Source organism: Caloranaerobacter longqiensis (assembly GCF_050286925.1).
GTDB lineage: Bacteria > Bacillota > Clostridia > Tissierellales > Thermohalobacteraceae > Caloranaerobacter.
In genome coordinates, this window is sequence record NZ_JBFWFX010000008.1 from 80,598 (window position 1) to 105,195 (window position 24,598).

General features: G+C 27.6%; 21 protein-coding genes, 1 pseudogene and 1 other annotated feature. Of the genes and pseudogenes, 20 read left to right on the plus strand and 2 right to left on the minus strand.

Going from position 1 to position 24,598, the window contains the following annotated elements; all coding sequences use genetic code 11:
- Nucleotides 1-104: 104 nt before the first annotated feature.
- The 6 genes and pseudogenes from AB4Y15_RS08570 (at nucleotide 105) to AB4Y15_RS08595 (ending at nucleotide 9,032) form a co-directional block, all read left to right on the plus strand.
- Nucleotides 105-829: pseudogene (locus AB4Y15_RS08570) on the plus strand (ABC transporter ATP-binding protein).
- Entirely contained in the window at nucleotides 826-2,505 is a 1,680-nt protein-coding gene (locus tag AB4Y15_RS08575) for a putative ABC transporter permease subunit (RefSeq protein ID WP_427339744.1), read from the plus strand. Before AB4Y15_RS08570 ends, AB4Y15_RS08575 begins: the two are co-directional and overlap by 4 nt.
- Before the next feature lie 456 nt (nucleotides 2,506-2,961).
- Nucleotides 2,962-3,564: a DUF445 domain-containing protein gene (locus AB4Y15_RS08580; protein WP_427339746.1), complete on the plus strand. Its 603-nt coding sequence runs from the start codon at nucleotides 2,962-2,964 to the stop codon at nucleotides 3,562-3,564.
- A gap of 235 nt (nucleotides 3,565-3,799) precedes the next feature.
- Complete coding sequence (locus tag AB4Y15_RS08585) at nucleotides 3,800-5,482, plus strand: carbon starvation CstA family protein (protein ID WP_427339748.1); 1,683 nt, start codon at nucleotides 3,800-3,802, stop codon at nucleotides 5,480-5,482.
- Nucleotides 5,483-5,602: 120 nt separating this feature from the next.
- The gene (locus AB4Y15_RS08590; protein ID WP_427339750.1) at nucleotides 5,603-7,285 is read left to right on the plus strand and encodes an ABC transporter ATP-binding protein; all 1,683 of its coding nucleotides are present in this window, start codon (nucleotides 5,603-5,605) and stop codon (nucleotides 7,283-7,285) included.
- A gap of 1,003 nt (nucleotides 7,286-8,288) precedes the next feature.
- Complete coding sequence (locus AB4Y15_RS08595) at nucleotides 8,289-9,032, plus strand: hypothetical protein (RefSeq protein ID WP_427339752.1); 744 nt, start codon at nucleotides 8,289-8,291, stop codon at nucleotides 9,030-9,032.
- Between the two features lie 69 nt (nucleotides 9,033-9,101).
- On the opposite strand, the gene AB4Y15_RS08600 is transcribed toward AB4Y15_RS08595, so the two are convergent.
- Nucleotides 9,102-9,620, minus strand: a complete 519-nt coding sequence (locus AB4Y15_RS08600; RefSeq protein ID WP_427339753.1) for a DUF3794 domain-containing protein — start codon at nucleotides 9,618-9,620, stop codon at nucleotides 9,102-9,104.
- Between the two features lie 359 nt (nucleotides 9,621-9,979).
- Here AB4Y15_RS08600 and AB4Y15_RS08605 point away from each other — a divergent pair, with 359 nt between their 5' ends.
- The 7 genes from AB4Y15_RS08605 to AB4Y15_RS08635 all read left to right on the plus strand — a co-directional run bounded on the left by AB4Y15_RS08605 (nucleotide 9,980) and on the right by AB4Y15_RS08635 (nucleotide 15,601).
- The gene (locus AB4Y15_RS08605) at nucleotides 9,980-11,275 is read left to right on the plus strand and encodes a helix-turn-helix domain-containing protein (RefSeq protein ID WP_427339754.1); all 1,296 of its coding nucleotides are present in this window, start codon (nucleotides 9,980-9,982) and stop codon (nucleotides 11,273-11,275) included.
- 15 nt (nucleotides 11,276-11,290) lie between these two features.
- Complete coding sequence (locus AB4Y15_RS08610) at nucleotides 11,291-11,443, plus strand: hypothetical protein (RefSeq protein ID WP_427339755.1); 153 nt, start codon at nucleotides 11,291-11,293, stop codon at nucleotides 11,441-11,443.
- Nucleotides 11,444-11,907: 464 nt separating this feature from the next.
- Nucleotides 11,908-12,153, plus strand: a complete 246-nt coding sequence (locus AB4Y15_RS08615) for a hypothetical protein (RefSeq protein ID WP_427339756.1) — start codon at nucleotides 11,908-11,910, stop codon at nucleotides 12,151-12,153.
- A gap of 68 nt (nucleotides 12,154-12,221) precedes the next feature.
- Nucleotides 12,222-13,274, plus strand: coding sequence for an FtsX-like permease family protein (locus AB4Y15_RS08620; RefSeq protein WP_427339758.1), 1,053 nt, complete (start codon nucleotides 12,222-12,224; stop codon nucleotides 13,272-13,274).
- Nucleotides 13,275-13,276: 2 nt separating this feature from the next.
- On the plus strand, nucleotides 13,277-14,527 hold the full coding sequence (locus tag AB4Y15_RS08625) for an ABC transporter permease (RefSeq protein WP_427339759.1): 1,251 nt from the start codon (nucleotides 13,277-13,279) through the stop codon (nucleotides 14,525-14,527).
- A gap of 2 nt (nucleotides 14,528-14,529) precedes the next feature.
- Nucleotides 14,530-15,210 carry an ABC transporter ATP-binding protein gene (locus AB4Y15_RS08630; RefSeq protein WP_427339760.1) on the plus strand — a complete coding sequence of 227 codons (681 nt, stop codon included), beginning with the start codon at nucleotides 14,530-14,532 and terminating at the stop codon, nucleotides 15,208-15,210.
- Nucleotides 15,191-15,601 carry a hypothetical protein gene (locus AB4Y15_RS08635; RefSeq protein ID WP_073197935.1) on the plus strand — a complete coding sequence of 137 codons (411 nt, stop codon included), beginning with the start codon at nucleotides 15,191-15,193 and terminating at the stop codon, nucleotides 15,599-15,601. Before AB4Y15_RS08630 ends, AB4Y15_RS08635 begins: the two co-directional genes overlap by 20 nt.
- Nucleotides 15,602-16,357: 756 nt before the next feature.
- Here AB4Y15_RS08635 and AB4Y15_RS08640 read toward each other — a convergent pair.
- The gene (locus tag AB4Y15_RS08640; RefSeq protein WP_427339761.1) at nucleotides 16,358-17,014 is read right to left on the minus strand and encodes a hypothetical protein; all 657 of its coding nucleotides are present in this window, start codon (nucleotides 17,012-17,014) and stop codon (nucleotides 16,358-16,360) included.
- 501 nt (nucleotides 17,015-17,515) lie between these two features.
- Here AB4Y15_RS08640 and AB4Y15_RS08645 point away from each other — a divergent pair.
- The 7 genes from AB4Y15_RS08645 to thrS all read left to right on the plus strand — a co-directional run.
- A complete protein-coding gene (locus AB4Y15_RS08645) occupies nucleotides 17,516-18,037 on the plus strand; it encodes an RNA polymerase sigma factor (protein ID WP_427339763.1) in 522 nt (173 codons plus the stop codon).
- Nucleotides 18,024-19,349 carry a hypothetical protein gene (locus AB4Y15_RS08650; RefSeq protein WP_427339765.1) on the plus strand — a complete coding sequence of 442 codons (1,326 nt, stop codon included), beginning with the start codon at nucleotides 18,024-18,026 and terminating at the stop codon, nucleotides 19,347-19,349. The genes AB4Y15_RS08645 and AB4Y15_RS08650 overlap by 14 nt, the downstream gene beginning before the upstream one ends.
- A gap of 872 nt (nucleotides 19,350-20,221) precedes the next feature.
- Nucleotides 20,222-20,650, plus strand: a complete 429-nt coding sequence (locus AB4Y15_RS08655) for a hypothetical protein (protein WP_427339766.1) — start codon at nucleotides 20,222-20,224, stop codon at nucleotides 20,648-20,650.
- Between the two features lie 38 nt (nucleotides 20,651-20,688).
- Complete coding sequence (locus AB4Y15_RS08660; RefSeq protein WP_427339768.1) at nucleotides 20,689-21,573, plus strand: hypothetical protein; 885 nt, start codon at nucleotides 20,689-20,691, stop codon at nucleotides 21,571-21,573.
- Between the two features lie 47 nt (nucleotides 21,574-21,620).
- Complete coding sequence (locus AB4Y15_RS08665) at nucleotides 21,621-22,037, plus strand: hypothetical protein (RefSeq protein ID WP_427339769.1); 417 nt, start codon at nucleotides 21,621-21,623, stop codon at nucleotides 22,035-22,037.
- Nucleotides 22,038-22,220: 183 nt separating this feature from the next.
- The gene (locus tag AB4Y15_RS08670) at nucleotides 22,221-22,427 is read left to right on the plus strand and encodes a hypothetical protein (protein ID WP_427339771.1); all 207 of its coding nucleotides are present in this window, start codon (nucleotides 22,221-22,223) and stop codon (nucleotides 22,425-22,427) included.
- A 111-nt stretch (nucleotides 22,428-22,538) separates the two neighbouring features.
- Nucleotides 22,539-22,756 (plus strand) — a binding site (T-box leader).
- Between the two features lie 132 nt (nucleotides 22,757-22,888).
- The coding region (thrS, locus tag AB4Y15_RS08675) for a threonine--tRNA ligase (protein WP_427339773.1) at nucleotides 22,889-24,598 on the plus strand (1,710 nt) is incomplete at its 3' end.

The window sequence follows — 24,598 nt, forward strand, 5'->3', positions numbered from 1 at the left end:
GAAACTTGCTTGGGAGTTTTTTGTTTTTTGATTTATTGAAAAGTTTAAAAATTTACAGTATAATGTTATGTAAAAAAAGGAAATAAATACAGAGGTGAATCAATTTGTTAAAATTAGATAATGTATCTAAATCATATAATAAAGGTGAAATTAAAGCTGTAGACAAAGTAAATCTTCATGTAAAGCCCGGGGAAATATTTGGATTTTTAGGTCCTAATGGAGCTGGTAAGACTACTACAATAAAAATGATAGTAGGATTATTAAAACCAGATGAAGGTAAAGTTTATATTAAAGATATTGATAATCAAAAAGAGCCTTTAAAGGCAAAAAAATTAATTAGCTATGTACCTGACAATCCTAAAGTTTATGACAGATTAACAGGAATAGAATACTTAAACTTTATGGCAGATATGTATGGAGTTCCAAAAGAAATAAGAAGTAAAAGAATAAAAAAATATTTAGAAATATTTGAACTGGAGAATGTTGTTAATGACCTTATTAAAAGTTATTCTCATGGTATGAAACAAAAAATTGTTCTAATAGGAGCATTACTAAATGATCCTGAATTATTTATTTTAGATGAACCTATGGTAGGACTTGACCCTAAATCATCCTTTAATTTAAAGGAAATAATGCGAAAAAGGTGTAGTGAAGGTAAATCTGTGTTTTTTCAACCCATGTATTAGAAGTTGCAGAGAAATTGTGTGATAGAATTGCAATAATAAATAAAGGCAAAATAATTGCACAAGGAACCATGGATGAATTAAGAGAACAGTTTGCAATCGAAGAATCTTTAGAAAATATTTTCTTGGAGTTGACAGAAAAATGAGAGAATTAATGTCATTAATAAAGGTAAATTTAAATATCAACTTTGGGATTTCTTCTATGAAATATAAATATTTAAAGCAGAAAAAAGATATATGGAAATTAGTTTTATTTGTTGTAGCCATTCTTTCATTAATACCTGTATATCTTCTTTATATTGGTCTGATAAATGGAGTGTATTTAGGTCTTAGTATGATTAATCAACAAGGTTTGTTATTGCTGCTAGGCTTTTTAACATCGCAGATAGTGATATTCTTATTTGGAATAGTGTATGTAATGTCAAAATTTTATTTTTCAGATGATTTAAATATATTAATTCCACTACCTATTAAACCTAGCAATATTATTACAGCGAAATTTATAACATTAGTAGTTAATGAATATTTAATTATACTTCCTATAATGCTGCCGATAATTATTATATTTGGCATACGAAGTCAAACCGATTTATTATATTGGATATATAGCATAGGAATTCTTTTATTGTTACCAATTATTCCATTAGGATTAGCATCAATAATTGTAATGATATTTATGAAATATACTAATATTAAAGGAAAAAGAGATTTATTAAGAGTAATAGGAATGACATTGTTAATTATAGTAATTTTGATAATACAATTAGGTATTCAATTTACAATGAAAGATGTTCCATATGGCAGTGAAGAACAGTATATTGCTGAAATGGTAAAGGAGAATAATTCATTTATTAAAAGTTTCAAAAATGTTTTTCCACCAAGTCGTTGGGCAGCAATAGCTCTTGCCAATTCTCAAAAGCTGCAAGGATTTACTTCTTTTGTATTGTTTGTAATATCATCGATACTAGTGTTTTATATGATGATAATATTCGGAGAAAATATATTTTATAAAGGAGTTATAGGAGGAGAAGAAGTACTTACTAAAAGAAAGTTATCAAAAAAAGAATTAGAAAAAGATATTTTTAAATCAAGGCATCCAATTATTGCTATATTTTATAGAGAAATAAAAATATTATTAAGGACTCCAGTTTTTTTTGTAAATTCAATAGTACCGATATTCATTATACCTGTGATAATTATATTTCCTGCTATAGCCAATAATGGATTTATAGATGCTATTCAAGGGTTTTGTGTAGAAGAAAATATTTCTTTGTTCAATTTAATTCTGATTGGATTTGTTATTTTTATTGCAGCAACGAATTCAATAGCATCTACTTCGTTTTCTAGAGAAGGAAAACAATTCTGGATATCGAGGATAGTGCCAATAAGAGTAGGATATCAACTTATCGGTAAGATACTTTTATCAATTTTATTGCAGTTATTGACAATAGTTGTAATATTAGTTGCAGTTTCAATATTTATTAGATTAAAATTGTCTACCGTAATAATAGTATTAATCCTGGGCTTATTAGGAAGTATTCCAGTATTTGAAATTGGACTTTTTATTGATATAACTAGACCTTTATTAGACTGGGATAATCCACAAAAAGCAATGAAACAGAATTTGAACGTACTATTTTCTATGTTACTTGGGATGGTATATTTATTACTTTATGCAGGGTTAGTATTTGTTTTCTATAGAGTTGAGTTGAATTCTTTAATAGTATATTTTGTTTTTAGTGTAATGTTTTTAGTTATTTCTTTTTTCCTATTTATTTCTCTTATTGATATTACTGTTAGAAGATATAGAGAAATTGAATAATTATTAGCAAAATAAAATAGCCTTTTAACTCTGAATAGAGGAGTTAGAAGGCTATTTTATTCTGGCTTAATTCTGAATTATATCTTTTTGTAATTTTTTTATAGCGTTTAAGTATTTACCTTTAAGCAATATAATTATATTTTCTTTATTGTATATCTTGTAATAAATTTTGTTATTTTTAAGTTGTATGTAATGCAAATTAATAGAAGATACATCTAAATTTTTACTGCATTTTAAGAATCCAGATTTAGAATTAACTAAAGTATCAAATATATTTTTAGCATCTAAACATCTTACAATAAAACGGGAGAGGAAAATTATACTATAATTTTGATGCGAAATATCTGGATTTTAGGTCAATACTATTTTAAGAAAACAAAAATTATGTTATAATCAAATATTAGTTGATATTATATTGCTATTAACTACTAATTACTCAACATACGGGGTGATAATATGGTAATTATTAAGGTACTGACTTTAGCAGCAATTGGAGCTATGATAGGTTGGATAACTAATATAATAGCTATTAAATTAATATTTAGACCACTAAAACCTGTTACAATACCTATTATAAATGTAAAAATACAGGGATTGATTCCGAAAAGAAGGCAAGAGATGGCTAAAAGTATTGGTCAAGTGGTAGAAGATGAACTTGTTTCAATTAATGAAATTATTGATAGAGTGGTTGAACAGGAAAATCTTTCAAATATTATATTTATTATTAAGAGAAAAATTAATGGAGTTATTGATGAGAAATTGCCTTCAATAATACCGAGCACTTTTAAAAATATGATTTTTAATTATGTGAATGAAATGGTTGATTCTGAAGGAGAAAGAATATTAAAAGATTTAATTGAAAAAATGGTTCATAAGGCAACAAATGAAGTTAAGCTTTCAGAAATGATAGAGGAAAAAATTAACTCTTTTGAATTAGAAAAGATAGAGAGCATAATCATTTCTATTGCTAAACGAGAGCTTAAGCATATAGAAATTTTGGGAGGTATTTTGGGATTTTTAATAGGAATTATACAAGGTATATTGATTATATTATTTTAAAAACATGTCATTTTTTGTAGGAAAATGACATGTTTTTTTTCTTTATTTATAAAGTTAAAAGGAGTATAATAAATACAAAATAAAAATAAAATTGAAATAAAGCAATATTTTACATTAAATGATGAATATTGTATACAGTTTTGAAAGGTTTGAAAGGAGGTGAAATAGATATGAGCAAGTAAAAATCTAAGTGGTTTTAAATCATTGCTAAAAAATTAAAAGGGGAGGGGAAAAAGTGAATTCATTATTACTAGTAGTATTGACTTATTTTGGTTTCATTATTGCCTATAAGACTTATGGTAAGTTTTTAGGCAGAAAATTATTTGAGTTAAGTAATAAAAATAGAACACCAGCACATATTATTAATGATGGTGTAGACTATGTACCAACCAGAAAAAGCATTCTATTTGGGCATCACTTTACATCTATAGCGGGTACTGGTCCGATAGTAGGTCCAGCGATTGGTGTAATTTGGGGTTGGGTACCTGCAGTATTGTGGGTATTTATAGGTTCAATCTTTATGGGGGCAGTACATGATTTTGGAGCACTAGTTATATCATCAAGAAAGAAAGGTAAATCTTTGGGGGATGTAACTAAGGATATTGTTAGTCCGACTTCAAGAGTTCTATTCTTGTTAGTAATATTCTTTTTACTACTAATTGTAATAGCTATTTTTGCTATGATTATAGGTAAGTTATTTATAATGTATCCAGCTTCTGTATTTCCAGTTTGGATGGAAATACCGATTGCATTGCTTATGGGCTATTTAGTTTATAAGAAAAATATGAATGTAAAGTGGCTATCAATTATTGCAATAATTTTAATGTACTTTACAATCTGGGTAGGAGCAGTTTATATAAATGATTTTCATATTCCTGAGATTTTTGGATTACAAGAAATTTTAGTTTGGGTTTTCATACTACTTATCTATGCGTTTATTGCATCAATATTACCAGTACAAACTTTACTACAACCAAGAGATTATATCAACTCCCATGAGTTATTAGTAGCTATGGCACTACTAATAATAGGATTAGTATTTGCACATCCTACAATATCGGCTCCAGCTATAAATACTGCTGTTAAAGGTGCACCTCCTATATTACCATTCTTGTTTATTACTATAGCATGTGGTGCCATTTCAGGATTCCATAGTTTAGTATCTTCTGGTACTTCTTCAAAACAGTTAAACGAAGAAGAAGATTCTTTGACAATAGGATATGGCGGTATGCTATTAGAAGGAGCACTTGCAATGTTAGTTATTGTAGCTTGTACAGCAGGATTAGGAGATGCAGCAGCATGGACACAGAGATATGCTGATTGGGCTAGTGCAAGTGGTTTAGGAGCTAAGTTGGGAGCTTTTGTTGATGGTGGTGCTAGCTTTATTTCACACATAGGTATTGGTGGCGAATTTGCTAAAACTATATTAGCTGTATTTATTGTAAGTTTTGCTGCAACTACATTAGATACAGCTACGAGAATACAGAGATATGTTGTTAGCGAGTTAGCAGAAGGTTGGAACATCAAGCCAATCGCAAACAAAACAGGAGCTACACTATTTGCGGTAATTACAGCTTTGTTATTGGCATTGGCAAAACCTGGCGGAGCAGGTGCGATGATATTATGGCCATTGTTTGGTGCTACAAATCAATTATTGGCAGGATTGGCGCTATTGGTTATAACAGTATATCTAGCTAAGAAAAAGAAACCGATTGTATATACTCTAATTCCAATGATTTTCATGATACTTATGACAGGTTGGGGCATGGTATACAATATTATAAAATATGCAGGTAATTCAGATTGGTTGTTGTTTGTGATAGGAATTATAATAATGATACTTGAGATTTGGATGATTATAGAGGCATTTAAGGCTATTAAAAACTCTAAAAAAATAGAGGGAACAATAGAATCTTAGAAAATAGAAGGGCTTGGCTGAGAAGTCAGCCAAGCCCTTTGAAAAAGATGAAAATCTATTACAGTTGGAATTATGAAAGGATTAGATAAAAATATGTTGATAGCGAGGAGGAATATAACGGTGAAATATAATCAGAAAGGTAATTTAAAAAGGATATTGGAATATACAAAACCTTATAGATATTTGCAAGTTATTTCAATAGTCTTTACTTTAATATTGACTATTATTTCGATTAAAAACAATTGGTTGCTAAAAGATTTAATAGATAGTGCTCTTATTCCTAAAGATTTTTCGAAATTATTAAAACTTTGTATATTTTTTGTTTTATTATCAATTTTATATGTACTTATCAGTTTACTAATAGAATATGTTTTAGCGAAAATGGGACAAGGTATTGTTGCTGATATTAGACAAGTTCTTTTCAAGCATATAATCGATTTGCCTTATAATTTTTATTTAAAAACAAATGGAGGAGAAATTATTTCTAGACTTATTTATGATGTAGAAAATATTCAAACAACTGCTTCTAGAGCTTTTGTTGAAATTATAAATTCATTTATACTTATAGCTTGTGCGTTGACTTATCTTTTTATGATAAATTGGCAGCTTACATTAGTTATGATTCCTATTATACCAATATTTATGTTAATATTTTCATCAGTAAGAAAAAAGGTTAGTGTAGCTAGTAGGAATGTACAATATCAGTTAGAAGATACAACTAGAACTATTAATGAGAATATTGCAGGTATAATTGAGATAAAATCGTTTACTATGGAAGAAGGAGTAATTAATAGATTTTCAGAAAAAGTTAAAAAATTAGCTAAATTGACTATAAAAAAGATTTTATGTATTCATGTGACAAATGTTATATGGAGGGGAGTATTATTTCCTTATCAAGCAGTTATTATTGGTGTAGGAGGATATTGGTACATAACTAAAGGAAGTCCTTCGATAGGAACTTTGTTTGCTTATATAAACTTTTTGAATATTTTGGTTGAACCTTCTATAAGGTTAATGAATTCGATAGCCCAGTATTTTCAATCGAATGCAAGTTTCGAAAGGATTTCTGAATATTTGTCTTTAGAAAAAGAGACTAGTGGAGATATAAAGCTTGATGATATTGATGGAAAGGTATCTTACAAGAATGTAAGTTTACGTATAGACAATAAAGAAATCCTTAAGAATGTAAATCTGAATATTGAACCTGGGACAGTAAATCTTATTGTTGGTAAAACAGGAGCTGGCAAGACAAGTCTTATAAAACTTTTATTGAGGATATATGAAGCTTCAGATGGGAAAATTGAGATAGATAATGTTGATATAAGAGACATAGATTTAAAATCTTTAAGGACAAATATTAGTTTTATTTCTCAAGATGCATTTTTATTTAATACAACTATCAAGGAGAATTTATTATTATCTAAGCCAAATGCTACTATGGAAGAAATTATTGAAAGTTGTAAAAAAGCACAAATCCATGATTTTATAACTGGGTTAGAAAAAGGTTATGATACAGTTGTAGGAGAGAGAGGTAGTAAGCTTTCAGGAGGAGAAAGACAAAGAATTTTAATAGCTAGAGCATTACTTAAAAATTCAAAAATATTAATTATGGACGAACCTACTTCGAATTTAGATGTAAATACTGAAGATAAGTTCTGGGAAATGGTTAGTAAAGTTTTTGATAATAAAACAGTTTTAATAATATCTCATAGACTGCCTAAAAAGTTAAAGATTGATAAGATTATAAGAATAAATAAAGGAGAAGTTTTAGAAGAAAATTGTATAGCAGAGAGTGAGGGTTAAATGAAGAATTAAACATTATTGTGTCGTCGACCTCCAGTAGTGCAAAAATCCCTAGAGATCGACGACTTTTTGTTTTTTGTAAAAAACGTGTAAAATTCAATACATAGAAGGGTGAAACTCTAGTATATTAGTAGGAATTAACACAAAAAATCAGTTAATTGACTGATATGCAAAAATGTGGTATTATCAATATGTGCAATGGGTTACTAGAGTACCTATAAGGAATTGAAACAAATATAAACTTTTGCCTTTACCCTGCCAAACTGTAATGTTACTAGAGTACCTATAAGGAATTGAAACTCTAGAAAGGATATCTAACTTAAGTAAGCTGAAAAAGAGTTACTAGAGTACCTATAAGGAATTGAAACAGAATCTGAAATTTAACATTTATAAACCACTCCTTTTGTTACTAGAGTACCTATAAGGAATTGAAATACAATTGACCAAACTATTATAGACATAATGAGGATAATTAATGAAAGTATCAAAAATTGAGTTATATTATCATACTATATAGATGGAGAAAGAGTAGAAAGAATAGAAAAATACAAATATTTTAAAACATTGGGATATAATATTGATTAAATATACAGGATATACAGGTGTATGTGATATAACATATAGGATAGAGTAAATCAGTTGCAGATAGCAGAAAAAGCGGGTCCCGCAAAGCGGGACCCTTTTTTTATAATCCATAGGAAATTATAATAAAATCCCATATTAAAAAAATTAATGTTGATTTTATTGAAACTTTGTCTGGCATGTTTACATGCCAGAGGCGTTATAAACTACCTTAAATTGTGGATAAATTCAAATATAATTTCCGTTTATGGATTTCAATAAAATCTTCATTAATTTATTTAAATTGAAGATTTTGTTCTTTAAATGAAGATTTTATTCTATTTGAGTAACTTAGTTACTGTTTTATGCATAATATGTAAGTATGGGAAATAATAGCGATGAACGAAAATAAAATTAATTTTAGTCAGGGGGGGATATTATAATGACAACAATTAATATTGGTAAAGTTACAAAAATTTTCACTCATTATTATAAAATAGCTGGTTTACATGATTCAAAAATAATAACATATAAAATTAAGCCTTCAAACTTATTTGCTGAAATTTTGTCTAAGGAAAAGATTATAGTTTATGGGGACTATGACATTTTGCTTTGCTTTACAAATAATTCTTCAGGAAAACAAAAATATTCAGCTAAATCTTTGAGAAAAACTTTTTGCGAAATTGTTAATTATGAATTAACTGACACTAATAAAATAGTTAATATGAAAGACATAGAAGCTGTAGCTGTTTTTCTTACACAACCAACTTGTTTTTTAAATATTACCAATTCAGGGCTTATAAATACCTATATTGATATAAGGATTTCTGGGGAAATAAGAGTTGACTTATTTGTTTCGGATAAAATAAATTCTGACCATAATACGCAATTAGTAAGGCAAGAAGAAAATAATTCAAAGAATGAGATAGTTAAAGAGAAAAAGTTATGTAGAAATGAAGAAGGAGATATTAGAAAGGACAAAAAGCAAAACTCAGATATTCAATATTGGCAGTTTGAGCCAGAAGATAATCTTACAGTGCATGATATGCTAGAAATGGATTTAGAAATTCTCAAAAATTCAGCTCGTCAAATCGAACTTAAGATGCCATATAATATTATAAAGGACGATAATAAAAAGAATTATAGTTTAAATTCGCATATAACTAAATATGAAGAAAAGAGCTAAGGGCACCATTAAAGGTGACCTTAGCTTTTTTATAATCCATAGGAAATTATAAACTGCTTACTAAATTTCTTAGCTTTTCATTGAATTACAGCAAGGATCAATATTTATTTTTTCAGTCCTTGTAACTTTAACGTCTATTCTAATAACCAATTTTTCTTTTAATTTGTTATAAGTTACTGGGTCATTATTGTTTGTAGGCACGTTTGGATCTATTAATTCGTCTTTCTCACCTTCTACTACTGCAGCTTCAATTTCACAATTGTCACCTTCCATAGCACCTGGTACTTCAATAAAAGTTGAGAAAGGAATTTGAGTAGTATAATGGAATATAGGTCCATTTACAACTGGTCTACCTTCATCTTCGTGTACATGTTCTACAGTCTTATAGTTTATATTTTTATCTACTATACCGTTTATTATTACTTTGTCTTTTATAACTTTACAATTTGTGATTATAACTTCCTTTTCTATATCCTTAATTCTAAATACAGGCGGACTAGGTGGGTGAATAGTTAAAATTGTAACTAATAGGAACTGTTTATAACCTTCACCTATAACTACAGGTACTTGAATGATTTTATTAGGCATATATTATCCTCTCCTTTCTTTCGTCTAATATATAATATTCAACATAGATTTTTTTGACACTTAGATAAGATGAGATTTTTAATTTTAGATAAGATGAGATTTTTAATTTAAGTTAAATTTATTTATAGCTCCTTTAGTTTTAGTTGGTATTTCGTTAATTAATTATGTTGTTATTAAGAACATTTGAACAGTTTTTATTAAATAGAAAAATATTTCAAGTTTGATTTTCAAAGGTTAAAATAGTAAATGGCAACTTAAAAGTGCTAAAAAAACATTATTTACAAATAATAGAAAGTAATTTATAATAAAGTTAAACAGAAAACAAGTAATATAAACAAAAAGCGAACGGAGAGAGGAATATGGAAATACTAACTATAGGAGAAAAGATACGAAAGTTAAGAAAAGAAAAAAATATGTCATTAAGAGAATTAGGAGGAGATTTTGTTTCAAAAGCACAATTAAGTTATATTGAAAACGGTAAGGCAAGTCCAAATATTAAATTATTAAAATATCTAGCTCAAAAATTAGATGTAGATTTGGAGTATCTTTTAGAAACAGAAAAAGATCAAGTGAAAAGATATTGCAAATTGTGGTTAGAAGAAATGAAAATACATGTAAATTTAAACAATATATCCGATGTAGAAAAAATATATAAAAAAATTGATAAGTATGCACAAAAGTATAATTTAGCAGAGATTTTAGGAGAAAATAATTTGCTAATGGCTGAAGCATATATAAATAAAAAGTTATATGATGCTGCTTTGAGTAACATACAAAAAAGCCTTTATTACTACTCTAATATGAGCAATATAGAGAAAGTAATAGAAATAATAATCAAAGAAGGTAATATATATACGCTAAAAGGTTTATATGAAATAGCATTAAACAAATACAGACAGGCCTGTTCATTTTACAACCAGTTGCCTATTAAAAATTTAGAATTAGAAAGTAACATACTATATAACATTTCAACATGTTATCACCGATTAAAGGATAAGAAAAATGCTAAAAAATATGCAAAGGAAGCCTTAAGAATAGATAAGCAGCTAAAAGATGCAAAAAGATATGCTCAAAGCTTACTTAAATATGCATCAACACTTATTCTCAATAAAGAATATGTCGAAGCAGAGAATATTTTAAAAAGAGCAAATAGATTACTCCAAAAAGAAGCAGACAAAAAAACAGAAGCATTTATAGAAAATAACTTTGGATGTATATATTTAGAGTCAGGGGAATACGAAAAAGCATATAAGCATTTAATAAAGGCAAAACAGATAAAAGAAGAAATGGATTTAGATGAATTACCAACAACACTATTTGAGCTATATAAATATTATTTAAAAATTGGACAAGAAGAAAAAGCTATTAAGCAGTTAGAAAATGCTATGGAATTTAGTAAAAAGAGAGAACTTAAAGATTATATAGTCAAAGGATTAGATTATTACACTAAATACTTAATAGATAAAAAATTATATGAAGAAGCGATAACAAAGATAAAAGAACAAATATCAATACTAGAAAAAATGGAAATGAAAGATATGCTCGTAACTGCATATCTAAAACTCGGTAACACTTACAGCTTATTAGGGAAAAAAGAAAAGGCATTAGAAGTATTTAGAAGAGCATATACGATAAAAGAAATAAATTATATTTAGAAAGGGGGTAGTGGAATGAAAAAGGTACTTGCATTTATTACAGTAGGAATATTGATGTTTAATTTAGTAACTGTATTTGGAAACCAAAAAATAACTGGCAATAATGTAATAATACGAGGTACTGTATATGAATTAGCTGATGAAGATGATGGAGGATTGAGAGGGTAAAAAGTTTAGTAATATATTTATTTAGATACAGGAGGTGAGAGTATGGTATATCCAAGAGTACCAAATAAAAAAAGCCTACTAACTCAAATAAATGCTGGCAAGCATGTTTGATAGAGTTAATAGGCTACTTGATATAATAGATATATGTGAATTCCGATATTCGAATATCAAGTTTACTTTAAACTTTTACTTCTGTTTTTAAACATAAATAAGCAATGCAAATTATTATCCTATATTATTGGAAATGCAACTATTTATTTGAATATATCAAAAATCAAAAATTTTTTCAATAGTTTTAAAGGAGGAATAATGTATATGTAAGGGGATAGAAATAAGTAAAGGTTTTTAATGACAACGAAAATCTTAATGAATACCTTTTGGGATAAAATAAATACTTAAAAATCAATTTTGGTATTAAATTGATGAATCGATAATTAAGTATGAGTAAATAAGGGGGATTTAGAATGAAAAAGAAAAGAACGATAATGGTATTAGCTTTGGCTTTAATGTTGATTATGGCTGTTCCTGTACTAGCCAAGACTTCTGAAAGAATATTGGAATATAAAGGTACAAAAGCGATAGCAACATTAGAGACGGATTTTAACTGGTCTGCCTTTGGTAAAGATTATGGAAAGGCAAAAACAAAGTTTACAACTGGAAATAATGGTTATAGAGTTGCTGTTAGAATTGAAAGATGGGATGATAAATAGCTAATATAAAGTTTCCGTTCGTTTTGTGGGCGGAAACTTTATATTAATATATGTTAAGGAGATGGGTTATGTTTAGAGTATACAAAAGATATAAGATTGTTAGTACGCTTATTATTCTTAATTTTATTTGTGTATTTTTTGCATTATTTAACAGCTTACAATCATATACCGAGATTAGAGATGCTTTAAATATACAGAAGCAATATGATTATTCCAGAAGAATAGAAGTAGGAATTTTATTAAATAATAATAGTTTAGATTATGAAGATATTATTAAATCTTTGAAAAATGTTAAAGGCAACATTTATTTTAAGAATGCAAGGATTTTTTTCCCTAATATTGATGGCACATTTGTCTCTGAAGTTATATTGAAACAAACAGAAGAAATACCTGTTCCTTCTATTGGAAGTATTACAAAACTTCCTAGAGGAGAAATTATTATTGCCGATAATATAACAGATAAAAGCAAAAAGATAGAAGTAAAAGGTAGAACATTAAAAATTTTTGATATCATATCCACGGAAAAAGCACCTTATTCTAAAGGACGAATAATTATGAATGGCATAGACTATTTTGATATTTTCCCAGAAACCCTTGAAAACCAAGACGGAATTTTGCTTGAATTTGCTTCTAACAATAATGATTTAGTAAAAGAATATAAAAAATTCAAAGAAAATTTAAAAAAAGTTTCTAAGAAAATAAATGTATCTTATCGAGAGATAAAAAATGAAGTTCATCCATTCGATATTTTAATGTCATCAAAATACTCAATTTTTTTAGCATTATTAGCTTTTGCATTGATTAATACTGTGATTGTTTCACAATACTGGATAGTTGTAAGAAAAAGAGAAATTAGTATAAGGAAAGCTTTTGGTTGTTCTGACTTTATGATTATAAAAAATATGTCTTTTGAGATATTACAGCTTTTATTATTGGCAGCGGTAATTAGCGGCTTACTTCAATTAGTAATATATAAAAGAAATATATTTACCATATCTTTATCCAGTTATGTAATTGCTATACTATCTATTTTAATGGTTTTGTCAATAACAATGTTTCTATCAATGATAATACCGTCATATTATGTTACTAAAATTCATCCTGCAGATGGAGTGAAATAATTATGAATTTTGCTTTTAAATCTATATGGAAAGAAAAAGGTAGATCGTTATTGATGATATTATTGATTTCTATTTCAGTATTTCTTATCTTAAGGGTTGTAACTACATCATTTGCATTTAAAATACAGCAAAAGATGATTAAGAGTATGTTTAAAACAAATATGAATCGTATATACCGTTTGGATTTTAGTTCAATACCTCCAGGAGAAGAAGGAGAAAAGATTAATAATATTAAAGAATTTGCTATGAGATATGAAAATGTAAGTGTATCAGCATATGATGAGACAACTTTATATTTTAAAGAATTAAAAAATAACAAAGAATACAGAGAAAGAAATGCTACTATATTAAAAGGAACAATATTAGAAGATTATCCCGGTATTTCTGATGTAGTTATGATAGAACCGAATATGCTAAATTATATTAACTTTTCTTTAGAAGAGAATGATTTTAAACCAATTTTAATAGATGGAGAAGAGTATTTACCATTATTTGTAGGTTCTAAATATTCCGATATAATAAAAGTGAATACCATATTAACTATAGAACATAACAATGCTAAGTATATTGTTAAAGGATATTTAGGTGATAATGATATTTGGTTTAATGATTCTGATCCTATTACAGATACGCCAATAAAACTTAGCACAAAATTTTTTGCTCCGTTTTCTGCAAGTGATAAGACTGACAATATGACTCAATTATCAACTGTAGGTAAAATATTTATTAATTTAGGGGAAAACAAAAATTATCTAAAAATTCTTGAAGAGATAGAAGAATTTGCATTAAATGAAAATGTAAAAATGAGGATAAGTAATTTAGCTGAATTTATGGAGCTTTGGGAGAAAAGTCAAAAGAACATTGCTAAATTTGGGTATATTTTAGCTTTCACTATTACATTTTGTTCTTTAGTCTCCGTTATTGCATCGTTATGTGTTTCTGTCTTTTTACGAAAAAAGGAATTTGGTATAAGGATTGCTTATGGTTATTCAAAGAAAGATATCATTTGTTCAGTAATTTTTGAAAATTTGATATTGGTTGGAATTTCTACTATTGTCGTCTATATGTATTATTTTTTAAAAGTACAAGCTATGAAGTTCACAACAGTAAATGTTTTATTAGTTACTTTAAAGTCCTATTCGCTTTGGATTATTACTATTTTTGCATTATTAGTTTTAATTATAATATCAATACTTCCTATAAAGTTGATTTCGGAATACCAACCCGTTGATTTAATAGATGGAGGAGAATAGAAATGATAGTTTTAAAAGATATATGTAAATACTATGGAGAAGGCTCTGAAATTATCAAAGCGTTAGATGGAGTTAATTTGACTATAAAGAAGTCTGAATTTTTATCTATAATGGGGCCATCTGGTTCAGGTAAATCTACATTGCTAAATATTATAGGTTGTATGGATCGTCCAACATCGGGTGAATACTATTTGGATGGGAAAGATATGACTAAATTAAACGATAAAGATCTTAGTAGAATAAGAAATAAACAAATCACATTTGTTTTTCAGAACTTCGCTTTAATGGAAAAATATACTGTTTTAGAAAACATAGAGCTTCCGTTGTTGCCACGTAATCTTAATAGAAGGAAAAGAAAGGAACTAATTTTTAAAGCTGCAAGTCAACTTGGTATTGAAAGCCAATTAAAAAAAATGCCATATCAGTTATCGAGAGGGCAGCAACAAAGGGTTGCTTTAGCAAGAGCTTTAATCAGCGGAGCTGATATTATATTAGCAGATGAACCTACTGGAGCTTTGGATCAAAAAAATGGAGAAGAATTAATGAATATATTTCTGAAGCTCAATAAACTTGGTAAGACGATAATACTAGTTACCCATGATTTAAACGTTGCTAAGTTTTCTAAAAGAATTATTCAAATAATAGATGGGAGGATAATGAAAGATGATAAAGTTTTATTGTAATAGAAGAGGAGTATTTTTTTTACTTTGTGTACTTGTAATATTTAGTCTTTCTTTGACAGCATGTTCAAACTCAAAAGAAAGTCATAGTGTAGAATTTAATTTTATACCAGAAGAATATGAGGAAGAATATAGTGAGATAGAAAAAGAAATTCAAGTTAATAGGGGGTTTGAAAATATTTATATTGAAACAAATTTAAATCAAGGTAAAATTGACATTTGGATATATAATCCTGATGGTGAGATGGTGAAAAAAATGAGTGCAGATAGTGAGAACAATATAATTGAAAAGATTCCTGTTAATAAGAATGAAGGATTATGGAAAATGAAAATAAAAATCGGACAAGATACGGATGGAAGAATAAGAGCCGGTACTGAACTACCTATTGAATAATCATTTGTAATTCAAATAATAAAGTTGATAAAGATAAAATTTTGAAAATTATCATAGTTATTTAATAAAAGATGATAAGAGAAATCATAATTTAATTAGCCAAAGATATTATATTTTATGATCATAGTTAGAGGTGATTTTTGAAAGCGTAATATTAAAAACTAAACCATTGTAGGGCGATTTGAGAAATCTTGAATCGCTATTTTTATGTTTAAAAACGAATTAGGAGGGATAAGATGTTAGATAATTATTTAGGAAACATAAAAAGATTATTAAAAACATAATTACTACTTGAAACTAGTGCGTTGGGCGATTTAATTTTCATAAACAATGTGGACAACAAGAAAAAGGTGTAGACAATGGCAAAGATAGAGTTGTATTTGGACCAGGTACACTTTATGTCGCAATAAATAATCTACATAAAAAAGCGCGGACTGAACTTTGCCCAGTAGATCCAGAAGAACGAAAAAAGGATTTTATAATAACTGAAGAAGGGCTAAAACGAGTAAAGCAAGAGATGTTAAGGTTAAAACAAATCTATGAGATAGGAAATGAAATTTTAGAAGAAAGAGGAAGTAACAATCATGAAGTGGTTGAACAAAATGTCTCTAGGTAATGTAAGATGGATACCTTATGCTGATAAAGGAGCTTCCTGAAAAGATTTCGCTTGAAACTGAATATGAGGAATATCACATTAAAAAGACCATAAATGGTCTTTTTAATGTGTGTAAAAGACTTTTTGTGATATTAATCAAATTATTTCTCTTCAATCAAATTATTTAACGAAAGGGATTGTAAAAATTCAGTTATCTCATTTTTATCTTTATCCCATTCGAACTGATTAACCACAGAGCCATCTGATTCAGTCTTGAGCAATTCCACGTGTACGTTATAATTTTTGCCCCATAGTTCTTTCTCAAACGTAATAAATTTAAGGTTAGCGCCATCGTGATATATATTATAGGTTACATCTCCTATTTGGATTTTATCTGAAATATAATTATCTAATTGTGGTATGAATTGTTTTGATGCATCTTTATAATGGAGTTTAATCACTTCGGAATGTTGATTTTTGTAGCTAACTTCTAGATAATCAATCAAAGATAAATCATGTTGCCATTCTAATTTCTTGTTTTTAATTACTTCTTCGTAAAATTTTTGATCAATAAAAGGATCTTCTGTTACAAGTAGATATTCTAATTCATATCCTAGTAAATTATTGGGAATTATTACATTAGGGTATACTATTTCAAAATCTTTCACAGTTTCAAATAAACACATATTGTTTAGAGCATATTCATTTTCTTGTACTTGTTTTATCGTTCCAAACAACTCAGAGCTAGCCAGTACACCTGTTGCTAATCCAATCAGAGATACAATACATACAAATACCCAAAGTTTTTTCTTTTTCAAGGTATAACCCTCCTTTTCAAAATAAGTCTACATAAATGTTATCTATTTGATTTTCTTTTGTTATTTGTTATATATATTTTAATAATTCTAGTAACCTTTTCACAAATGATAAATTATTTCTTGATTTTCAAATATATTCTATATATAGAATAACATACCCAATTTTTTTTGTCAATACTATTTTGTGTCATGGTTACTGTCAAGTAAAAGTTGGTTAAAAATTTAATCACCAAATTTTATTAGTTTTAATCGTGCTTTTATGTTCGATAGGACAATGATGTTTTATAAAAGTATAGGGGGCTAGTGGAAGATGATAAGTTTAAAACAAAAAAACAGAAATTTTACTAAAATATTTTAAAGAGGATGAAATACAAAGACACAAAGGAACGGTTCTAGTGTATGTAAAAAGAAACCAAAAAACTGTCTCTTTGTATCTATTAGGTAAAAAAATGTAAGGTTTTAAAATTATAATGTGTCTAATGGTTGAAAGGGGGATTATGGGTGAGTAAGGAAACAATGAATGAACAAGATTTCAACCGTTTAATAAATGAATATGGTACAGAAATTTTAAGATTATGTTATCTATATTTAAAAGACTATCAACTAGCTGAAGATGCATGTCAAGATACATTTTTACGAGTATATAAGAAATTTCATACTTTTAAAGGTAATTCATCAGAAAAAACTTGGATTACAAGAATATGTATTAATGTATGTAAGAATTATTTACGAAGTTCATGGTTAAAAAGAATTGTACTAAATGATAAAAAGTTAAAGAATAAGAAAGTTTCAGATAGAGAATTATTTGATAGACTTGAAGATAACGATTTATTCAAGTCAATAATGAAACTAAAACCAAAATATAGAGAGATTATTTTAATGTATTATTATCAACAGTTTACTGTTAAAGAAATAGCAGAAATCTTATGTATTTCTGAATCAAATGCATATGCTAGATTATCAAAAGCAAGAAAAGAATTAAAAAATAGAGGGATAGGAGAGATGGCTTATGAACAATCTTGAAAATTTAAGAGATTATATAGAGGAAAATTTAGAAAGTATAAAAATTACTGATGATATTAGGAATGATATAATAAGAAAAAGTAAAATAAATACATATCATAACTTGAAATATGTGGCTATTATAGCGTTACCTATATTGCTAATATTATGTTTAGCTTTTAGCGATCCAATAAGTTATGCTGCACAGAGAGTATTGAGGTATGTTCCAGGTATAAATAAACTGATATATACAGATGTTAAAAAACAAGCATATGGTCTTTTAGGTTCAGTAGAAATGCTTATTGGTGAGAAATATATAAAAGTTAATTCAGCTTATACTGAAGGGAATACTGTAACATTAATAATCGAAGGTAATGTACCTTTGAAAATGGAAGGAAAAAAAGTCTTAGAACATCAGATAATTGCAATAGATGAATATAAAAACGTAGCAGAATTAACATCATGGGATATGATATGGGACTATGACGATTATCAATGGAGCGGTAGAATTACTTATACATTCAATGATGTGGTAAAGAAATTTAATATAGTTTATGATAAATATACAATGCCTATAGTTATGACTGAATTACCAGAGGTATCATCCAAGGAACGTAATTATATTTCTATAGAAGACATTGGTATTGATATTGCTGTAGTAACTAACTATGTTGAAAATAAGTTAGAAGTTAATTTATTAGCACAAGCCAATGATTCTGCGAAATCCATTTCTTTTCCATTAAAAGATATTTATCTATTAGACGATAATGGAGAAAAATATTATTGTATAAATAATAATTCGGAAAATGTACTTTATTTTGATAGAAAACTGGAGCCATGTATAAAATTAGTTATTCCTTATATTCTAATTGAAGATACAGATTTACAAGCTAAAGTAACTATAAGTAAAGATAACGAACTTCCAATTAATATAAAGCTTGGAGATAATAATTTAATAATTAATAGTGTTGAATGGGTCGATTATATTGAACGCTTTAATTACAAGACACCAGAAAATGATTGTAAGCTAATAGAAAAAGCAGCACAAAAAGTAAAGTTGATTATTAATAAAAATCTAGTTGGAACAAAAGAATTGAAATTATATAATATTTTAGCCAATGTAGATGAAAATGAATTAAATAAGTATATAGTGGAAGGTGTTAAGTGTATATTTGTGGATCCTAGCGAAGAAAATAATTCAAAAATTACTAATGACGATTATAAAGAATTAATCCTTTCTAATATAAAAGAAGGACAACAAGAGATTAATGTAACATTTACAAATCCTATTTTTTATACAACTAATAAAGTAATAATCCCTATACAGCCTTAATAAAAAAAGAAAGTCCTTGAATTAAAAAGGATTAATTTAGTGGCTTAATTTATAGCGTATTTAGAAAAATATTTCAAGTTTAATTTTCAAAGGTTAAAATAGTAAATGGCAACTTAAAAGTACTAAAAAAACATTATTTACAAATAATAGAAAGTAATTTATAATAAAGTTAAACAGAAAACAAATAATATAAACAAAAAGTGAACGGAGAGAGGAATATGGAAATACTAACTATAGGAGAAAAGATACGAAAGTTAAGAAAAGAAAAAAATATGTCATTAAGAGAATTAGAAAGTAACTAACAATAACATAACAACACGAGGTACTGTATATGAATTAGCTGATGAAAATCATGGCAGATTGAGAGGATAAAAAGTTTAGTAATAATAATTATATTTATTTAGATACAGGATGCGAGAATATGGTATACCCAAGAACGCCAAATAAAAAAACCTACTAACTCAAATAAATGTCGGCAAGCATGTTAGGTAGAGTTAATAGGCTGCTTAATATAAAGTATATAGTGAATATATGTGAAATTCAAGAGTTGAATAGTAGAATTAGTTTATATAGTTTCAGCTTATACAATGGTTCTTGGTGAGGTGATTGTATGAATATTCTGAATATTTTAAATCCAAAAAGTTTGTTGACTACTTTTTTATTATTTTCATTCTATTACATATATGAAAGAATTCTAAAAAATACTGCATTTACCAAAATAGGCAAATCACTTTCATTACTACTTTTTATTTGTTCTACCCTATTAATAGATTTTTTTGAAATAAAGAACGAGTATTTATATTGGTTATTTATGGCAATACCAACGTTCTTTGTTCTTAACTTATTTAATAAACAAGATGGGCGGAAGAATAATGAACAATAAATTTAAACGTATAATAACCATGATTATTGTATTAACAATGTGTTTTTCAAGTATACAGGCGTTTGTATTTGATGATAACAGAAACATAAGTTCAAAAAACAATAAAGATAAAACAGAGGAAATAACAATAAATACAGATATGGGAACTTTCTATATAAGAGAACTTACTGATGAGTCAATAAAACAATATATATTAAATAAAATTATGGAATATAAAAACTCTACCAACTCAAATTTTATATCACCTCTTTATGTACCTAATCCAGGAAATGGCTCCATATTACTATATGGTCCTTATCGAAGATATAGTTACAACAGATTAACTAAGAGTATTATAAAAGCAGTTTGTGATTTTGCTATATTGGCGGTACCTTTATATTATTTAAATTTCAATGTTTGGGTGTTAAATTTGCTCTAAACTTTTGACACTATGCAAAAAGATAGGAGAGAATAATTATGAAAATTAAACTGTTTGTAATTATTATGTCTTTATTTATAGTTTCAGGGTGTACAATGAATAACGATAAAAAAGTTAATAATGTTCAAGAAAGCGGTAAGAATTTATTAACAATAGAAGAGATAAAAAAAGAATATGATGCTTCAGACTCGGAAATAGTCAATATAACTAAATTCAAAAGAAATGATACAGATTATGTTTTAATTGAAAGTCAAGAACCTACTTTATCAAATAGATTTGAATTGATTAATTTAAAAACAGGAGATAGAGATATTTTACCTAGTGAAGATTGCTTTATTGAATCATACGAAGTAATAAATGAAAATTACATAGTGTTGCTAGCAAATGGGGAACATTCAGAAAGTGCTTTAAGAACAGCACCATTTGAAATACATTGTATCAGAAGTACTGAAAATGTTAATTGTAATTATGATTTTATTGCAAGACATAAAGATATAAATTTTCCAATTGATAAAAAAGTTTTTCTCGGAAGTAAAGTAAATGAAATTATCGCTGAAATAGAAACTACTTTGAATGGAATACAAATTATGTTTAAACCACAAAAAGGTTTTGAAGCTATGTTTTATGCAGATTTTATAGATATACCAAATACAGAAATAAATTATAATGAAGAAAAAAATCAACTAATTATTTGTTTTGAAGATACAAAAATAGATAGTAATTTATATAAACAGAAATTAGAAAATATTAAAGAGAATTGCTACTTTAACTCTGTAGAATTTTATGAAGAATATGATAATAGTTACATTAGAATTAATTTAAAAGAACCATCTAAATTTTTTAATGTAAAAACATTTAATCTATATAATTCCAAATATCCATGTATTGAAATAAGATTTAAGTCGAATGAAGAAGAAATATAAATAGGAGATATAAAAAAGTAATAATGAAAATTTTGGGAGTGGTTAATATGCATAGAGTTTTTTTAAAGGGACAAGACTTTTACACAAAGTTAGAAGAGGTAATTAATAAGCATGAAAGTTTGAGGCTAAAGCAAGATGGTAATAAATGTGAGATAATGACTGTAAGCAAGTTAAGATTATCGAAAAACATATTATTACATCCAATCTTAAGTTATGCCGATTCATGTAAATTAAAAATTGAAAAGACATCAGAAGGAGTTATTGTCAATTTTAGTTTAAGTTTCAGACGTTTAAAAGTTTTTTATGTTATTTTGGGAATTATTTTATCGACGATTTTTTTAACTTTTAATAAATCATTTGTTGCTCCTTTAGTTTTAGTGGGTATTTTGCTGATTAATTATGTTGTTATTAGAAATAAATCTATTAGAATATTTGAACAGTTTTTATTGAATTGGAAAATGTGATTAATAAAATTAAAAATTTATTTTTATAGAAGAAAATAATGATTATTACTATTATTGAGAAATACCTGTAAATTCTATATGTATATAGCCAGATGTTCACATTTAAAAGTTGTTTATTTTTAAATGGATATTTAGATTATTCAGGCTAGGAGATAAGTTATAATATACGAGGAGGCAATATTAATGGAAATTAAAAACATATTAAAGAAATTAGCTTATATATGTATCTTTTTAGCTGTTTTTATTCTGCTCTACGGTCTTGTGGAAACATCAATATTTGGGAGTTATTTAATATTAATATTAATAGTTACTTTTTTTATCGCTGTTTCGTTTATATTATTGGCCTTAAGTGAAATATTAGAGTGGTTGCATTTTTTAAGCAAAAAATAATTAGATAAAAGATTTTTATTGATGCGGCATTATCATAAAATAATCACATAAAGTACATATTTTTCTTGACAAAAATATAAAATATATTTATAATTTATTAAAAATTCATATGCTAAAGCTGTGAAGGGAAGAGTAGACTAGAAACAGTCTTAAAGAGAGGGGAGTACCGTAGGCTGAGAGTCTCCCTAAGATATGACTAGTTGAAAACTGCCCCTGAGTTGTATCCGAAACCTAATTTTAGGGTAAGGATTTCCGTTGACTGCGTTAAAGTCATTAAGAGGGTTTATACCAATTAGGGTGGAACCGCGGGGATATCTCCCGTCCCTAGCTATATGTTGGGGCCGGGAGTTTTTATTTTTTAAGGCATAATAAAATAACACTAAATACCTAGCATCTAGTACCAAGTACCTAGTATCTAATATCAATCATCTAGTATCAAAAATAATTTAGGAGGGATGCAGATGGCGAAAATAAAAATTACTCTACCAGATGGTTCTGTAAGAGAGTATGAAAAGGGTGTTACTGTATTTGATGTAGCTAATGATATAAGTAGTGGATTAGCTAGAGTGGCTGTAGGAGCTAAATTAAATGGAAAGGTAGTGGAATTAAATCATATAATTGAAGAAGATGCTTCGATAAGTATATTGAAGTTTAGTGATGATGAAGGAGCAGACATTTTCAGACATACAAGTGCCCATATTCTTGCACAAGCTGTTAAAAGATTATATCCAAATACTAAACTAGCAATAGGGCCTGCTATCGAAAATGGTTTTTATTATGATTTTGATTCAGAGCATAAATTTACACCAGAAGATTTAGAAAAGATTGAAGCAGAAATGAAAAAGATTGTTAAGGAACAGCTTGATATAGAAAGGTTCGAACTGCCAAGAGAAGAAGCGATAAAATTCTTAAAAGATAGAGGTGAAGATTATAAAGTTGAATTGGTAATGGATTTACCTGAAGATGCAGTAATATCTTTTTACAAACAAGGCGAATTTGTTGATTTATGTGCCGGACCACACTTACCAAATACGAAAAAGGTTAAAGCAATAAAATTGTTAAGTATAGCTGGAGCATATTGGCGTGGGGATGAAAACAATAAGATGCTTCAGAGAATATATGGAACTTCTTTTGAAAAGAAAAAGGATTTAGATGAGTATCTGCATAGACTTGAAGAAGCTAAGAAAAGAGACCATAGAAAGTTAGGTAAAGAATTAGATTTATTTAGTATACAAGAAGAAGGGCCAGGATTCCCGTTCTTCCATCCTAAAGGAATGGTTATCAGAAATATTTTAGAAGATTTTTGGAGAAAAGAGCATGTTAAGAGAGGATATGGAGAGGTAAAAACACCTATTATATTAAATGAGGAATTATGGCATAGGTCTGGACACTGGGATCACTATAAAGAAAATATGTATTTTACAAATATTGATTCTGTCCAATATGCTATAAAACCTATGAACTGCCCAGGAGCAATGCTGCTTTATAAGAGAAAGATGTATAGTTATAGAGATTTCCCTATTAGAATGTGTGAATTAGGTTTAGTGCACAGACATGAATTATCTGGAGTATTACACGGGCTTATGAGAGTTAGATCATTTACTCAAGATGATGCACATATTTTCATGTTACCAGAACAGGTAAAAGATGAGATAAAAGGTGTAATTGATTTTGTTGACTATGTTTATAGTATATTTGGGTTCAAGTATCATGTAGAACTTTCAACAAGACCAGAAAATTCTATGGGAACTGATGAAGAATGGGAATTGGCAACAAATGCACTTAAAGAAGCATTAGAAGAGAAGGGACTTGAGTATAAGATTAATGAAGGTGATGGAGCTTTTTATGGTCCGAAAATAGATATTCATTTAGAGGATGCTATCGGTAGGACATGGCAGTGTGGAACAATACAGTTAGATTTCCAAATGCCACAAAGGTTTGATTTAACATATGTAGGAAGTGATGGAAATAAGCATAGACCAATAATGCTTCATAGAGTTATCTTTGGAAGTATTGAAAGATTTATTGGGATTTTAATAGAGCATTATGCAGGTAAATTTCCTGTTTGGTTAGCACCTGTACAAGTAAGTATATTACCTATTTCTGATAAGTTTAACGAATATGCATTTGAAATTAAGAAAGTATTAGAAGAAAAAGATATAAGAGTTGAA

Excerpts from the sequence above, each read along its gene's own strand:
- AB4Y15_RS08575 (WP_427339744.1), top strand. The coding sequence starts at position 826 with ATGAGAGAATTAATGTCATTAATAAAGGTAAATTTAAATATCAACTTT.
- AB4Y15_RS08580 (WP_427339746.1), top strand. The coding sequence starts at position 2,962 with ATGGTAATTATTAAGGTACTGACTTTAGCAGCAATTGGAGCTATGATA.
- AB4Y15_RS08595 (WP_427339752.1), top strand. The coding sequence starts at position 8,289 with ATGACAACAATTAATATTGGTAAAGTTACAAAAATTTTCACTCATTAT.
- AB4Y15_RS08600 (WP_427339753.1), bottom strand. The coding sequence starts at position 9,620 with ATGCCTAATAAAATCATTCAAGTACCTGTAGTTATAGGTGAAGGTTAT.
- AB4Y15_RS08605 (WP_427339754.1), top strand. The coding sequence starts at position 9,980 with ATGGAAATACTAACTATAGGAGAAAAGATACGAAAGTTAAGAAAAGAA.
- AB4Y15_RS08610 (WP_427339755.1), top strand. The coding sequence starts at position 11,291 with ATGAAAAAGGTACTTGCATTTATTACAGTAGGAATATTGATGTTTAAT.
- AB4Y15_RS08615 (WP_427339756.1), top strand. The coding sequence starts at position 11,908 with ATGAAAAAGAAAAGAACGATAATGGTATTAGCTTTGGCTTTAATGTTG.
- AB4Y15_RS08620 (WP_427339758.1), top strand. The coding sequence starts at position 12,222 with ATGTTTAGAGTATACAAAAGATATAAGATTGTTAGTACGCTTATTATT.
- AB4Y15_RS08625 (WP_427339759.1), top strand. The coding sequence starts at position 13,277 with ATGAATTTTGCTTTTAAATCTATATGGAAAGAAAAAGGTAGATCGTTA.
- AB4Y15_RS08630 (WP_427339760.1), top strand. The coding sequence starts at position 14,530 with ATGATAGTTTTAAAAGATATATGTAAATACTATGGAGAAGGCTCTGAA.
- AB4Y15_RS08635 (WP_073197935.1), top strand. The coding sequence starts at position 15,191 with ATGATAAAGTTTTATTGTAATAGAAGAGGAGTATTTTTTTTACTTTGT.
- AB4Y15_RS08650 (WP_427339765.1), top strand. The coding sequence starts at position 18,024 with ATGAACAATCTTGAAAATTTAAGAGATTATATAGAGGAAAATTTAGAA.
- AB4Y15_RS08655 (WP_427339766.1), top strand. The coding sequence starts at position 20,222 with ATGAACAATAAATTTAAACGTATAATAACCATGATTATTGTATTAACA.
- AB4Y15_RS08660 (WP_427339768.1), top strand. The coding sequence starts at position 20,689 with ATGAAAATTAAACTGTTTGTAATTATTATGTCTTTATTTATAGTTTCA.
- AB4Y15_RS08665 (WP_427339769.1), top strand. The coding sequence starts at position 21,621 with ATGCATAGAGTTTTTTTAAAGGGACAAGACTTTTACACAAAGTTAGAA.
- AB4Y15_RS08670 (WP_427339771.1), top strand. The coding sequence starts at position 22,221 with ATGGAAATTAAAAACATATTAAAGAAATTAGCTTATATATGTATCTTT.